Origin of the sequence: Pseudomonas sp. FSL W7-0098 (assembly GCF_005930585.1) — a bacterium.
Taxonomy (GTDB): Bacteria; Pseudomonadota; Gammaproteobacteria; order Pseudomonadales; family Pseudomonadaceae; genus Aquipseudomonas; species Aquipseudomonas bubulae.
Genome location: NZ_RXHW01000002.1, coordinates 506198 through 518648, shown reverse-complemented (window position 1 = coordinate 518648; position 12451 = coordinate 506198). Strand labels below are relative to the sequence as shown.

At 60.3% G+C, this 12451-nt stretch carries 12 protein-coding genes and 1 riboswitch; of the genes, 1 reads left to right on the top strand and 11 read right to left on the bottom strand.

Annotated features, from left to right (window positions below; translation table 11 throughout):
- Positions 1–15 precede the first annotated feature (15 nt).
- From FHL07_RS05425 to cobO, 6 genes are read right to left on the bottom strand one after another with little or no spacing between them, the layout of a single operon-like run.
- Positions 16–1467 (bottom strand): cobyric acid synthase, encoded by a 1452-nt coding sequence (locus FHL07_RS05425; protein WP_095019428.1) that lies wholly within the window; start codon positions 1465–1467, stop codon positions 16–18.
- Positions 1464–2456 (bottom strand): threonine-phosphate decarboxylase CobD, encoded by a 993-nt coding sequence (cobD, locus tag FHL07_RS05420; protein WP_095003087.1) that lies wholly within the window; start codon positions 2454–2456, stop codon positions 1464–1466. Before cobD ends, FHL07_RS05425 begins: the two co-directional genes overlap by 4 nt.
- Positions 2449–3357, bottom strand: a complete 909-nt coding sequence (cbiB, locus tag FHL07_RS05415; RefSeq protein ID WP_138738180.1) for an adenosylcobinamide-phosphate synthase CbiB — start codon at positions 3355–3357, stop codon at positions 2449–2451. The genes cobD and cbiB overlap by 8 nt, the downstream gene beginning before the upstream one ends.
- On the bottom strand, positions 3354–4004 hold the full coding sequence (gene bluB, locus FHL07_RS05410; RefSeq protein ID WP_095003085.1) for a 5,6-dimethylbenzimidazole synthase: 651 nt from the start codon (positions 4002–4004) through the stop codon (positions 3354–3356). Before bluB ends, cbiB begins: the two co-directional genes overlap by 4 nt.
- Positions 4001–5314 (bottom strand): cobyrinate a,c-diamide synthase, encoded by a 1314-nt coding sequence (locus FHL07_RS05405; RefSeq protein ID WP_095024308.1) that lies wholly within the window; start codon positions 5312–5314, stop codon positions 4001–4003. The genes bluB and FHL07_RS05405 overlap by 4 nt, the downstream gene beginning before the upstream one ends.
- Before the next feature lie 10 nt (positions 5315–5324).
- A complete protein-coding gene (gene cobO / locus FHL07_RS05400) occupies positions 5325–5936 on the bottom strand; it encodes a cob(I)yrinic acid a,c-diamide adenosyltransferase (protein WP_095003083.1) in 612 nt (203 codons plus the stop codon).
- A gap of 78 nt (positions 5937–6014) precedes the next feature.
- Positions 6015–6258, bottom strand: a riboswitch (cobalamin riboswitch).
- 122 nt (positions 6259–6380) lie between these two features.
- On the opposite strand from cobO, the gene FHL07_RS05395 reads away from it, so the two are divergent.
- Complete coding sequence (locus FHL07_RS05395; protein WP_138738179.1) at positions 6381–7688, top strand: PQQ-dependent sugar dehydrogenase; 1308 nt, start codon at positions 6381–6383, stop codon at positions 7686–7688.
- Positions 7689–7754: 66 nt separating this feature from the next.
- On the opposite strand, the gene FHL07_RS05390 is transcribed toward FHL07_RS05395, so the two are convergent.
- From FHL07_RS05390 to FHL07_RS05370, 5 genes are all read right to left on the bottom strand, one after another.
- Positions 7755–8294 carry a C40 family peptidase gene (locus tag FHL07_RS05390; protein ID WP_095019425.1) on the bottom strand — a complete coding sequence of 180 codons (540 nt, stop codon included), beginning with the start codon at positions 8292–8294 and terminating at the stop codon, positions 7755–7757.
- A gap of 145 nt (positions 8295–8439) precedes the next feature.
- Positions 8440–9066: a C40 family peptidase gene (locus tag FHL07_RS05385; RefSeq protein ID WP_095003080.1), complete on the bottom strand. Its 627-nt coding sequence runs from the start codon at positions 9064–9066 to the stop codon at positions 8440–8442.
- Between the two features lie 225 nt (positions 9067–9291).
- Positions 9292–9996 (bottom strand): DnaA regulatory inactivator Hda, encoded by a 705-nt coding sequence (hda, locus tag FHL07_RS05380; RefSeq protein WP_016779862.1) that lies wholly within the window; start codon positions 9994–9996, stop codon positions 9292–9294.
- A 224-nt stretch (positions 9997–10220) separates the two neighbouring features.
- Complete coding sequence (locus FHL07_RS05375; protein ID WP_095003079.1) at positions 10221–11294, bottom strand: AI-2E family transporter; 1074 nt, start codon at positions 11292–11294, stop codon at positions 10221–10223.
- A gap of 35 nt (positions 11295–11329) precedes the next feature.
- Entirely contained in the window at positions 11330–12364 is a 1035-nt protein-coding gene (locus FHL07_RS05370) for a DUF2066 domain-containing protein (RefSeq protein WP_138738178.1), read from the bottom strand.
- Between the last annotated feature and the right edge of the window lie 87 nt (positions 12365–12451).

Sequence of the window (12451 nt, the reverse complement as noted above, 5' to 3'; positions counted from 1 at the left end):
TCGCTCCCACACGATTCAAATTCCGCACAGTTCGCGCAAGTACGCCGTATCCAGGTGGTTTTCCACCAGATCCGCCAGCCGCTCGATATCCCGCTCGCGCAGGGCGTGGTAGTCCACGGCCTGCACATCCTGCAAACCGGCCCAGCGCAACAACGCGCTGCAAGCGGCAGGGGATTCGAACAGGCCATGCAGGTAAGTACCGAGAATCTGCCCGTCCGCGCTTTGTGCACCCTCACGGCGTCCGTCATCCAGATGCACTGCCGGTTGCTCCAGAGCAGCCCCCGTCGTCACGCCCGCGTGGATTTCGTAACCCATGACCTCGGCGTTTTCCAGGGCCAGATGCCCGCGCACATTGCGTAACTGTTTTTCGGCAGCCAGTTCGGTACTGAATGCCAGCAAGCCCAGCCCGGCACTGCTGCCCGCAGTGCCTTCAAGGCCCAGCGGGTCGTGCACCTGCTCACCAAGCATCTGCAAACCGCCGCAAATGCCCAGCAGCTTGCCGCCATAGCGCAAGTGACGGCTGATGACCGTGTCCCAGCCATTGGCGCGTAAATAGGCCAGATCACTGCGCACGCTTTTGGAACCGGGCAGGATGATCAGGTCGGCAGGCGGGATAGGCTGCCCCGGCCCGACAAACTGCAAGTCCACTTGCGGGTGCAGGCGCAGCGGGTCGAAGTCGGTGTGGTTGCTGATGCGCGGCAGCACCGGCACCACCACCTTGAGCACCTGGTCGGCCTTGTCGGTCTGGCGCTGGTCGATGCCGTCTTCGGCCTCGAGGTGCAAGTCCATAACATAGGGCAGCACACCGATCACCGGTTTGCCGGTGCGCTGCTCCAGCCAGTCGAGGCCGGGCTGGAGCAGCGCAATATCGCCGCGAAAGCGGTTGATGATAAAGCCCTTGACCCGCGCCTGCTCGGTGTCCGAGAGCAATTCCAGAGTACCGACCAGATGAGCAAACACGCCACCACGATTGATATCGGCGATCAGCACCACCGGGCAGTCCACCGCCTCGGCAAAGCCCATGTTGGCGATATCACCGGCCCGTAGATTGATCTCGGCCGGCGAACCGGCGCCTTCTACCATCACCACCGGGTACGCCGCACTCAAACGCTGGTGCGAGGCCAGAACGGCCTGCATGGCGATGGCCTTGTAATCGTGATACGCCACGGCATTCATGCTGGTGACAGCACGACCATGAATGATTACCTGGGCTCCGGTGTCGCTATTGGGCTTGAGCAGCACCGGGTTCATGTCCGTGTGCGGTGCCAGCCCGGCTGCCTGCGCCTGTACTGCCTGGGCGCGACCGATTTCACCGCCTTCGGCCGTCACGGCACTGTTGAGCGCCATATTTTGTGGTTTGAACGGCACCACCGCCACGCCCTGACGGGTCAGCCAGCGGCACAGGGCCGTCACCAGGGTGCTTTTACCGGCATCGGACGTGGTGCCCTGCACCATCAACGTGCTCATAAGGATTCCTTGGTGTACGCCGCCAGAGCCTGCTCCAGGCGCAGCCAGTCAGCTTCTTCGGCTGGCAGGCCAAAACGCACGCTGCTGTTGTGGGTAAACAGGCGCAGCAAAATGCCGCGGTGCGCCATAAACTCGTAAAGGCTATCGGCATGGGAGGTGATCAACCACTGGAACAGCGCACAGCCCCCTTGCGGCGGCAGATCATGCAAGCCCAACAGACGTTCCAGACGCCCGCTGGCCAGTTCGCTGCGTTCGCGCTGACGAGCTTGGGCCTCGGAGTCGAGCAGGCAGGCCTGGCCGACAATCCGCGTCGGGCCGCTGACCGCCCAGGGACCGACTTGCTCGGCCAGCAACTTGAGTAACTTGAGTTCAGCCAGCACAAAACCCAGCCGAACGCCCGCCAGGCCAAAAAACTTGCCGAAAGAGCGCAATACGATCAACCCGGTACGCTGGGTATGCGCGGCCAGGCTCAGTTGCGGCGTGTTGTCCATAAAGGCTTCGTCCACCACCAGCCAGCCGCCGCGCTGCATCAGCCGCGCATGCCACTCCAGCAGGCGTTCCGGGGTCAGACTCAAGCCCGTGGGATTGTTGGGGTTGACCACCACCAGCACATCCAGTGTGTCGATGTAGAAGTCGATTTCCTGCTCCATGATTTCCCGCACGATATGCCCGCTGCGCCGCCACGCATGGGCATGCTCGGCGTAACACGGCGACAGCACGCCAACCTTGCCGCTACGGCGCAAACGCGGCAGCAACTGAATGGCACACTGTGAACCCGGTACCGCCAGCACATGCGGCGCGCCGTAATAGGCGCAGGCCGCTTGCTCAAGGCCGTCATCGGCCTCAGGCAAGCGCGCCCAGGCGCGTTCGGGCACCTGGGGGATAGCAAAGGGCCAGGGCGCCAGGCCGGTGGACAGGTCCAGCCAGTCCGCCTCGGCAATGCCGTAGTGCAACGCCGCCTTGCGCAAACGCCCACCGTGCTCAAGCATAGAATTCACTCCAGACACACAGGATCAGCAGCCACAGCCATACGCCACGCTGCACCAGTTGCCAGCCACGGCCGATCGACTCGGCGTCTGCCGGTGCACCTTCGCCCAATTGCGGGCGCTCATGCAGTTCGCCGTGATAAATCGCCGGGCCACCCAACTCAACACCCAGCGCTCCGGCACCAGCAGCCATGACCGGGCCGGCATTGGGGCTGTCCCACAGCGGTGCCTGCTTGCGCCAGCTCTTCAGGCCCAGTCGGGTTTTACCCAAAGCGGCATAGGTCAACGCAACCAACCTTGCAGGAATATAGTTAAGAACATCGTCGATCCGCGCCGCAGCCCAGCCAAAACGCTCAAAGCGTTCGTTGCGATAGCCCCACATGGCATCCAGGGTATTACTCAAACGATAGAGCACCACCCCTGGCGCACCCGCGACCACAAACCAGAAAATCGCGGCAAATACCGCATCGCTGCCGTTTTCCAGCACCGACTCGGTGGCGGCGCGGGCCACTTCGGTAGAATCCAGCTCACTGGTCTGACGGCTGACCAGATAACCCACCCGCGTCCGCGCCTCATCCAGGTTATTGGCGCGCAATGCCTCGGCTACTGGTTGTACGTGCTCACCGAGGCTGCGCATGCCCAGTGCGCAATACAGCGCCACAATGTCCACCAGCCAGCCAATATAAGGCAGCCAGGACAGGGCCGTGGCCAGGATCGTCAGCGGCAGCACTGCCAGTACCCAGGCCGTAACACCATGACTGCGCCAGCCACGGCCGCCGGAATTGAAACGCTGCTCAATACGCTCGGCCATACGGCCAAAGGCAACCAGCGGATGCCAGCGTTTGGGCTCGCCGAGCAACGCATCCAGCGCCACCCCGGCAACGCACAGCAACGCCACACTCATGGACTCACTCCCCAATAATTCTCGTACACCAGTTCACTGAGCGGACGCGCTTGCGCCCACCCTTCCAGGACCAGCATCGGCGCCGGATAAAACGCCTCGACCGGGCCCAGGCACAGTACAGCGAGCGGCTTGGCCCCGGCAGGCAACCCCAGCAGATCAGCCAGTGCCTGCGGTTCGAACAATGACACCCAGCCCATCCCCAGCCCTTCGACCCGGGCCGCCAGCCACAGGTTTTGAATGGCACAGGACAAGGACGCCATGTCCATTTCCGGCAGCGTACGGCGACCAAAAATGTGCTTTTCGCGGTCATCCATCAACGCAGCCACCAGCACCTCGGCGCAATCGTTGATACCTTCGACCTTGAGCGTCATGAATTCATCGGAGCGCTGGCCCAGGGCATCCGCGGTGCGTACCCGCTCTTCTTCCACCAGACCCTGGATCTTGCCGCGCAGCTCGCGGTCAGTGATGCGGATAAACCGCCACGGCTGCATCAAGCCCACGCTCGGGGCTTGATGCGCCGCTTCCAGCAAACGCGACAACAACTCGGGTGCCACAGTGCCACCACTGAAGTGGCGCATATCACGACGCTCGGCGATGGCGCGGTACACGGCGGCGCGTTCTTGCGGGCTGAATGCGTTATCGCTCATGGCACCTTCACGGCACATGGCGCAAACAACGCGGCAATGGCCTGAGGATTGGACGGGAAGTAAAAGTGTACATAAGAAGCGGTCATTCGCCCTTCGCGATACACCGCTTCGGCGCCGCGCCCGCCATTGGGGCTCAGGCCGCGAGCAACAGGCTCAAGTTCGGTACTGGTCAGCGAGTGGTGGTAGGTGTGGCCGCGCAACAGCCCTTCAGGCATGTCCACAGCTTGCAGCGCCAGGGCAGCCAGGCGCTTTTGCATCGTCGCCTCCCCTGCCAGCAAGCCAACCAGTTCGGCGCGCTGGCCCTCGACATCGGTCAGGGCATCGAGCAGGTAAAGCATGCCACCGCACTCGGCCAGCAGCGGTTTACCGGCCCTGTGGTGTGCGCGAATCGCCGTGAGCATCGGCACGTTGCGCGACAGCTCAAGGTGATGCAGTTCAGGGTAACCACCGGGCAAATACAGGCTGTCTGCTTCAGGCAGCTGACTGTCACGGATCGGTGAGAAAAACACCAGCTCGGCGCCCATATCACGTAATAACGCGAGGCTGGCGCCATAAGTGAAGGCAAAAGCTTCGTCGCGAGCCACGGCAATTCGCACACCTGCCAGCAGCGGCTCGACGGCCACCGGCTCAGGCGCAGCGAATTCAACCGGCGGTGGCAGCGCTACCTCACAGGTGCTGGCCAGGGCATTGGCCGCCGCATCCAGGCGCGCATCCAGATCATTCAGCTCGCTGGCCTGCACCAGTCCCAGATGACGGCTTGGCAGTTCGATGCCGGTTTCGCGGGACAGCGCGCCGTACCAGCGCAAGCCTTCGGTCAGGCTGCCTTCGAGCAACTGTGCATGGCGTACGGTGCCAACTCGATTGGCCAGCACCCCGGCAAACGGCAGATCCGGCTGATAGCGCGCCAAACCAAGGGCCAGCGCACCAAAGGTTTGGGCCATGGCAGTGCCATCAATCACCCCCAACACCGGCACGCCAAAATGCCGTGCCAGATCGGCGCTGGAAGGCGTGCCGTCAAACAGCCCCATCACACCTTCAATCAAAATCAGGTCCGCCTCACCGGCGGCTTCCCACAGCAGGCGACGGCTTTCCTCGGCGCCCACCATCCACAAATCCACCTGATACACCGGCGCACCGCTGGCGCGCTCCAGGATCATGGGGTCGAGAAAATCCGGGCCGCACTTGAATACCCGCACCTTGCGCCCCTGATTGCGATGCAACCGGGCCAAAGCCGCTGTAACCGTGGTCTTGCCCTGACCGGAAGCCGGCGCGGCGATCAGCACCGCCGGGCAATGACGTGACGCTCTCATACTTCAACACTCACAATTCGATGCCTTTCTGGGCTTTGATCCCGGCCTGGAAAGCGTGTTTGACCACCGCCATCTCAGTCACGGTATCAGCCAGATCAATCAATTCAGGTTTGGCGCCACGGCCGGTGACCAGCACATGCTGCATGGGCGGACGGGCTTGCAGGTCGGCGAGCACCTGTTCCAGATCGAGGTAGCCGTGCTTGAGCGCGATATTCAGCTCATCGAGCACCACCAACCCAATGGACGGATCGCGCAGCATCTCGCGGGACACTTCCCACGCGGCTTCGGCGGCGGCGATATCGCGCTGGCGGTCCTGGGTTTCCCAGGTAAAGCCTTCACCCATCACGTGGTAGCGCACCTGCTCGGGAAAACGGCGGAAGAAAATCTCCTCACCGGTGCTGTTGCGCCCCTTGATGAACTGCACCACGCCGCACTGCATGCCGTGGCCCATGGCGCGGGCCAGCATGCCAAACGCAGAACTGCTCTTGCCTTTGCCATTGCCGGTCAATACCAGCAGCAGTCCGCATTCATTGGGCGAGCTGGCAATGCGCTCGTCCATAACCGCTTTTTTGCGCAGCATGCGCGCCTGATGGCGTTCGTCGCGTTCGGGGGATTCATTCATGGCAACTCTCCGTTGGGTTCGATGATGCAAACGGGAGGCGGGGGAAATTAAAAAAACACACTGCATCGCCCGCCGCGAGAGTGGTGGATGGATCAGGCCGGTCTCCGGGCTCACAAGCGGGCGGCCCTGTAGGGTGCACCCTTGTCCACGCGCCTTCCCGTGCAAAAAACACAGTGGCACTGAGCGTGGCTTTGACTCGTTTACCGTTGCGGGGGCAGCGCCGGGATCGTGGCGGTTGTGTAGGTCCAACACGCCCTCACCGGCTTCCCTGTTTCACTCTGTCGACCCATGGCCACAGAGCACCTGAAACAAGCCGCGAAGGTTAGAGGGTTGGGGGTGGAGCGTCAATTAAAGCCGGCGCCTAAAGGCTTTATCCGGCGCCCGGGCTGAACCTTTAAACAGCTACGCTTCTCTACTACCAGACAAGATCTTATGGAGAACCACATGCTCAAGCGCCAGCACGCCGTTGTTATTGTTCTTGCCGCAGGATTGGTCGCTTGCGGCGAAAGCTCGACCCTGCAAGTCAGTGAGGGAACCGGCCCATCACCCAAGCTTCCCGAACCCAATAAAACCCTGATTCCGACGGTCAATATCGCCCCCGCCATCGGCTGGCCCGATAATGCCACTCCAGTGGCTGCCCACGGCTTGCACGTCGCCGCTTTCGCCCAGAACCTCGACCACCCGCGCTGGCTCTATGTACTGCCCAACGGCGACGTGCTGGTGGCCGAATCCAATTCGCCGCCCAAGCCGGATGACAGCAAGGGCATCAAGGGCTGGATCGCAGACAAGGTCATGTCCCGCGCCGGGGCCGGAGTGCCAAGTGCAAACCGGATTACCCTGTTGCGCGACGCGGACCACGATGGCGTCGCCGAAACCAGCACCGTGTTTATCGAGAACCTGAACTCTCCCTTTGGCATGACGCTGGTGGGTAACGATCTGTATGTGGCAGATGCCGACAAGCTGTTGCGCTTCCCCTATCAAGCCGGTGAAAACAGCATCAGCGCCAAACCGGTCAAGGTGGTGGACTTACCCGGCGGGCCTCTGAACCACCATTGGACCAAAAACGTGATCGCCAGCAAGGACGGCACCAAGTTATATGTGACCGTCGGATCCAACAGCAATGTGGGCGAAAATGGCATGGACAAGGAGCAAGGTCGCGCCGCGATCTGGGAAGTCGACCGGGCCACCGGCAGCCACCGCATTTTTGCGTCGGGCCTGCGCAACCCTAATGGCATGGACTGGGAGCCCACCTCCGGCAAGCTCTGGACAGCAGTTAATGAGCGTGACGAAATCGGCAGTGACCTGGTGCCCGACTACATCACATCAGTCCAGGATGGCGGCTTCTATGGCTGGCCCTACAGCTACTACGGCCAGCATGTGGATGTGCGGGTCAACCCGCAAAACCCTGAACTGGTGGCCAAGGCCATTGCCCCGGATTACGCCGTTGGGCCACACACGGCGTCTTTGGGGCTGACGTTTGCCGAAGGCAGCCATTTACCCGGCTTTACCCAGGGTGCCTTTATCGGCCAGCACGGCTCCTGGAACCGCAAACCCCACAGTGGTTACAAAGTGATTTTCGTGCCTTTTGCCGGCGGCAAACCGGAGGGCATGCCGATCGATGTGCTGACCGGCTTTCTTAACGCCGACGAAAAAGCCATGGGCCGGCCAGTGGGCGTGGTGATCGACAAGCAAGGTGACTTGTTGGTGGCCGATGATGTAGGCAACAAGGTTTGGCGGGTGTCGGGAAAATAGGCTTTCTAATCAAGAGCCGCCCTCACCCTAGCCCTCCCCGGAGGGAGAGGGCTGGGCTGAGGGGCTTTAGGGCAAACGTGCCAAATGCTGCTCGGTCGGCAACACGCGCTTGGCATTCAGATAAGCCCTCTGCCAGTAGGCCTTGTTCAGGCTGTCCAGCTTGACCGTACCGCCCGTGGCCGGCGCATGGACAAAGCGCCCTTCGCCTACGTAGATCCCGGCGTGACTGACCTGGGAGCCACCATTGGTTGCAAAGAACAGCAGGTCACCGGTTTGCAGCTTGTCCTGGCCGATGCTCTGCGCACGCATCACGATCATCTCGCGCGTAGTGCGCGGCAACGAAATACCCGCGGCGTCGTTGTACACGTACTTGATCAGGCCACTGCAATCAAACCCCGAATCCGGGGTATTGCCGCCCCAGCGATAAGGCGTACCTACCAGACCAAGGGCGCGAAAAAGCACATCTGCGGCAACCGGCGAGGTTTCTTCGGGATGAGTGATAAACACAACCGGCTTTTGTGCCACGGGGGCTGGCGGGGTGCGGCTGGCGCAGGCACTGAGCAGTGCTGCTAAAGTGAGGAGAGCAACGCGGGCCATGATCGACATAAACAGAATGTTCCTGATTCTGGATACGGCAACTCAGGCCGCGAACCCCAAAGCCGCGAGAGGGGGCACCTTCGCGGCTTCAGAAATTTAACATTGCGACTTAATTCTAGCTCTTAGCTGCAGAACTTCAAGTAACACATTAACTTTACTTGCGGGCTACGACGCTCGCAGGGGCCATCGCCAGGGCGCGCTTGGCCTCAATAAAGGTCTTGCTCCAGTAGCTGTCACCCAGGTTATCAATCCGCACACCACCGCTGCGGCGGCTGCTGGAGTGAATAAACTGGTCATCACCCAGGTAAATCCCGGCATGGCTCACACGGCCACGACCATTGGTGCTGAAGAACAGCAAATCACCCGGTTTCAAATTATTCCGTGCGACCAGCGGTGCTTTTACGTTGATCATTTCGCGGGTTGAGCGCGGCAATTGCATGCCCGCCTCTTCCTTGAACAGATAACCGATAAAGCCGCTGCAATCGAAGCCTGCCTCGGAGGTGCCACCAAAACGGTAACGGGTACCGATCAAGGACATACCGCGCTCTAGAATGCTGTCAGCCAGAGCTGGCAATTCATAAGGCTTGCTGTTGGCAGAAAACTCAGCCAGTTCTTTTTCGGTTGCCAGTTCTTCCTGATAAAGAGCGGAAGTTTGCGAGACCGAAGATGACTTTTGAACCTGAGCCTGGACGACTTGCTGCGACACTGGCGTGTGAGCAGCACAACCAAACAACAGGGTAACGAGTGCGAGGGGCACGAGGGGTGCGAAGCGCTTTAGCATGGGCACGACCGTGGCTTATTAGAAAAAGTAGCCGCGACTATGCCTTCTATGATCCTCATTTGCAAATTCAATCGATCTAAATGTGACTTGATGGTTTCGTCGTGACATCTAAGGCTTTACACCCCTGACGACAGATTTTGCGCCCACAGCCCTTTGGCCGCGCAGGATTTTTGGCGCCTGGAAACTGTCAAAACCGGCTACAACCCTTATGTTTGAAGGGCTGAGCTACCAGCCAAGGGTTTCTTTCAGGAAGGGAATGGTCAGCTTGCGCTGCGCCTGCAAGGACGCTTGATCGAGCCGCTCGAGCAAATCAAACAAGGCACTCATGCTGCGGGTACCGCGCGTGAGAATGAAATGCCCGACTTCGTCAGTCAGGTGCAGGCCACGGCGTGAAGCACGCAACTGCAAAGCCCGCAGCTTGTCCTCATCGGACAGGGGGCGCATCTGGAAAACCAGCGCCATGGTCAGGCGGGACTTGAGGTCTGCCAGTTTGATCGGCAATTCTCGAGGCGAGGTGGAGGCTGCAATCAACAGGCGCCGGCCGCTGTCACGCAGCCGGTTGAACAGATGGAACAGCGCCTCTTCCCAATCAGCACGCCCGGCCACCGCCTGCAGGTCATCCAGGCAAACCAGCTCGTACTGCTCAAGGTTATCGAGGATTTCTATGCCGCGATCCAGCAACTCGGCCAGCGGCAGGTAAACCGCCGGTTCGCCCATCTGCTCAAAGCGCAGGCAAGCGGCCTGCAGCAGGTGCGTACGCCCTACGCCATGTTTGCCCCACAGGTAAATCAGGCTTTCTGTCCAGCCGGCGTCGGCTTCGCACAGACGTTCGACATAGCCGAGTGCAGCGGCATTGGCGCCTGGATAGTAGTTTATGAAGGTAGCGTCATCACGCAGACGCACACCTAGGGGCAGCTGAATCGGTTTCATGCTGACTGAACAGTTCAAGCGAACCGTTAGTGGCCTCTGTGTAAGGTTTGAAAAGTTTATACCCGTGTCGCCGGGCACACAATGTAACAGACCACGAGCAAAATCAAAGGTTTGCGTTAAGGTCTTGGATTGATTGGGCTTTTTCTGGCGCCTGCGAGCCGCCTCGAACGCACAAAGAAGGCCGGGCCGCCTCGCGACAACCCCGCCGCTTCACAACCCACCCTCTACAACTGCGGATCCTCACTGCCTTTATAGACCTGGGAATCCTTATACAAATCCTGCACATGGCGCACCAGCACCATGATCACGGCCGCTACCGGCAAGGCCAGCAATACACCGGTAAAACCGAACAGCTCACCGCCAGCCAGAATCGCAAAGATCACCGCCACCGGGTGCATACCGATTTTGTCACCCACCAGCAGCGGGGTAAGCACGGTGCCCTCCAGGGCTTGGCCGATCATAAACACCGCCACGATGCCGAGCATCGGGTACAGATCCCCGCCAAACTGGAATAACCCGGCAACCAACGCCGCACCGATGCCGACAATAAAGCCCATATACGGCACGATGGCCGCTATACCCGCCATCAAGCCGATCAACAACCCCAGCTCGAGGCCGACCAGCATCAGGCCCGCCGAGTAGATCACCCCCAGCGCCAGCATCACCAGCAACTGACCGCGCACAAACGCGCCGAGCACGTCGTGGCACTCTTTGGCCAGTGATACGATCTGATCTGCCCGAGCCCGCGGCAACAGACCGCGAATCTTGGCCATCATGATGTTCCAATCACGCAACAGGTAGAACGCCACCACCGGAATCAACACCAGATTGGCCAAAAAGCCGATCAGCGCCAGACTGGAAGCCGTGGCCTTGGACAGGACGATTCCGACAATGTCAGTGGCCTGCCCCATATGCTCGGTGATCGCCGCCTTGATCTTGTCGAACTTCCAGAAACTATCACTCAAGCCGAACTTGGCTTGCACCCACGGCATAGCCGTGTGCTGCAGCCAGTCGAGGATCTGCGGTGCCAACTGATAGAGCTTCAACAGTTGCTTGGCCAGCAGCGGCACCAGTACCAGCAGCAATGTCATCAAAATGACAGTGAACACGGTAAAGACCGCAACCACACCCCAGGTTCTTGAAAGTCCGAACCTTTCCAGTCGATCGACCACAGGGTCGAACATATAGGCCAGGACGATGGCGACCAGAAAAGGCGTGAGTATCGGATGCAGGAAATACACGAACAGGGCGAATCCCAACGCCACGCCCCACCACACCCACCGTCGCGAATCAGCCATGAGCCACCCCATCCTTATATAAAGAAGACATCAACCTACCAGCGAAACCGCAACTGCGCCGCAGGGCCTGAGGCAACACTTGACGCCTGCCCCCCATCAGCCGCAACAGGCACTTGCCCCGCCGGTACTTCCTGCAACTGCGCCAGCCCCAATTGCGAACGCAACTGCTCGGCGCTGCCGTTTACCAGGTACACAACACGATCACCGTCAACGCTCTTGAGTTGCGCACCAAAAGGCTCAAGCAAATGCCCCAGCTGCGCATAACGCTGCAACGTCATGCCTTGCACTTCGAGCAACTGCTCGGAAGAAACCCCGGGCTTGACCGCATAGCGCGGCGCCAGACGCTGGCTGACCGCAAGCATCACGGCATCGGCCAGCGCTGCCTGATCAGGAACCTGAGCGCTGCCCTGCTCCTGCTGATCACCTACCCACAAACGCCATTTGGCGCTCCACTGCCCGTCATCTTCACGAGCATGCACCGCCAGCAATGCGTCCGCACCATAACGCTCGGAAGCGTCTTTTAAAGGCGCAGGATTGCTGCCCTCAAGATTTTCAGCCGTACCCACAAGCTGTTCACTCAAATCCGCCAACGGCAAGCGCAATGGCAAACCCCGATGCTGCGCGGCACGACGCAACGGCTCGGCCACTGACTGACCGTCCCCCACCAGGCTCGAACCTTCGACCGAGTCGTTCAGCCACCAGCCCAGCAGCGCAGGGCGATTACTGCCCCACAGCGACAGCCCGGCCTGATGCAACGCACGATCGGTACTCACCGGATCGAAGTCCACTTGCAGGCTTTGCGGCGGGCCGGCGTCATAGCCGTAGCGACTGATGATTTGCTGCGGATCTTTGCGAATCGCCTCCAGCGCCGGACTCTTAATCGCCGCGGCATCTCCGGTCAGACGCAACACCAGGGTTTCCAGGGCCTTTTGCGTAGCCTGGGTGCGCTCATCAGGTGACTGGGTGGTGACTGGCTCGAGCACCTGATAAAGACCGGTGAGGATTTCGGCATGACTGGCCAGGCTGAAAAAAGACAGACAGCCCACGGCTAAAAATTGGCTAAAACGCATGAAAGATTCCCGATGACAAAAAGCAGCCTATTAAGGACGCCATAAAAACACTCGAACAGACTTCTGACACGGCCACGGCCAAATCAT

Coding starts and splice junctions, on each gene's coding strand:
- FHL07_RS05425 (WP_095019428.1), bottom strand. CDS start 1,467: ATGAGCACGTTGATGGTGCAGGGCACCACGTCCGATGCCGGTAAAAGC.
- cobD (WP_095003087.1), bottom strand. CDS start 2,456: ATGCTTGAGCACGGTGGGCGTTTGCGCAAGGCGGCGTTGCACTACGGC.
- cbiB (WP_138738180.1), bottom strand. CDS start 3,357: ATGAGTGTGGCGTTGCTGTGCGTTGCCGGGGTGGCGCTGGATGCGTTG.
- bluB (WP_095003085.1), bottom strand. CDS start 4,004: ATGAGCGATAACGCATTCAGCCCGCAAGAACGCGCCGCCGTGTACCGC.
- FHL07_RS05405 (WP_095024308.1), bottom strand. CDS start 5,314: ATGAGAGCGTCACGTCATTGCCCGGCGGTGCTGATCGCCGCGCCGGCT.
- cobO (WP_095003083.1), bottom strand. CDS start 5,936: ATGAATGAATCCCCCGAACGCGACGAACGCCATCAGGCGCGCATGCTG.
- FHL07_RS05395 (WP_138738179.1), top strand. CDS start 6,381: ATGCTCAAGCGCCAGCACGCCGTTGTTATTGTTCTTGCCGCAGGATTG.
- FHL07_RS05390 (WP_095019425.1), bottom strand. CDS start 8,294: ATGTCGATCATGGCCCGCGTTGCTCTCCTCACTTTAGCAGCACTGCTC.
- FHL07_RS05385 (WP_095003080.1), bottom strand. CDS start 9,066: ATGCTAAAGCGCTTCGCACCCCTCGTGCCCCTCGCACTCGTTACCCTG.
- hda (WP_016779862.1), bottom strand. CDS start 9,996: ATGAAACCGATTCAGCTGCCCCTAGGTGTGCGTCTGCGTGATGACGCT.
- FHL07_RS05375 (WP_095003079.1), bottom strand. CDS start 11,294: ATGGCTGATTCGCGACGGTGGGTGTGGTGGGGCGTGGCGTTGGGATTC.
- FHL07_RS05370 (WP_138738178.1), bottom strand. CDS start 12,364: ATGCGTTTTAGCCAATTTTTAGCCGTGGGCTGTCTGTCTTTTTTCAGC.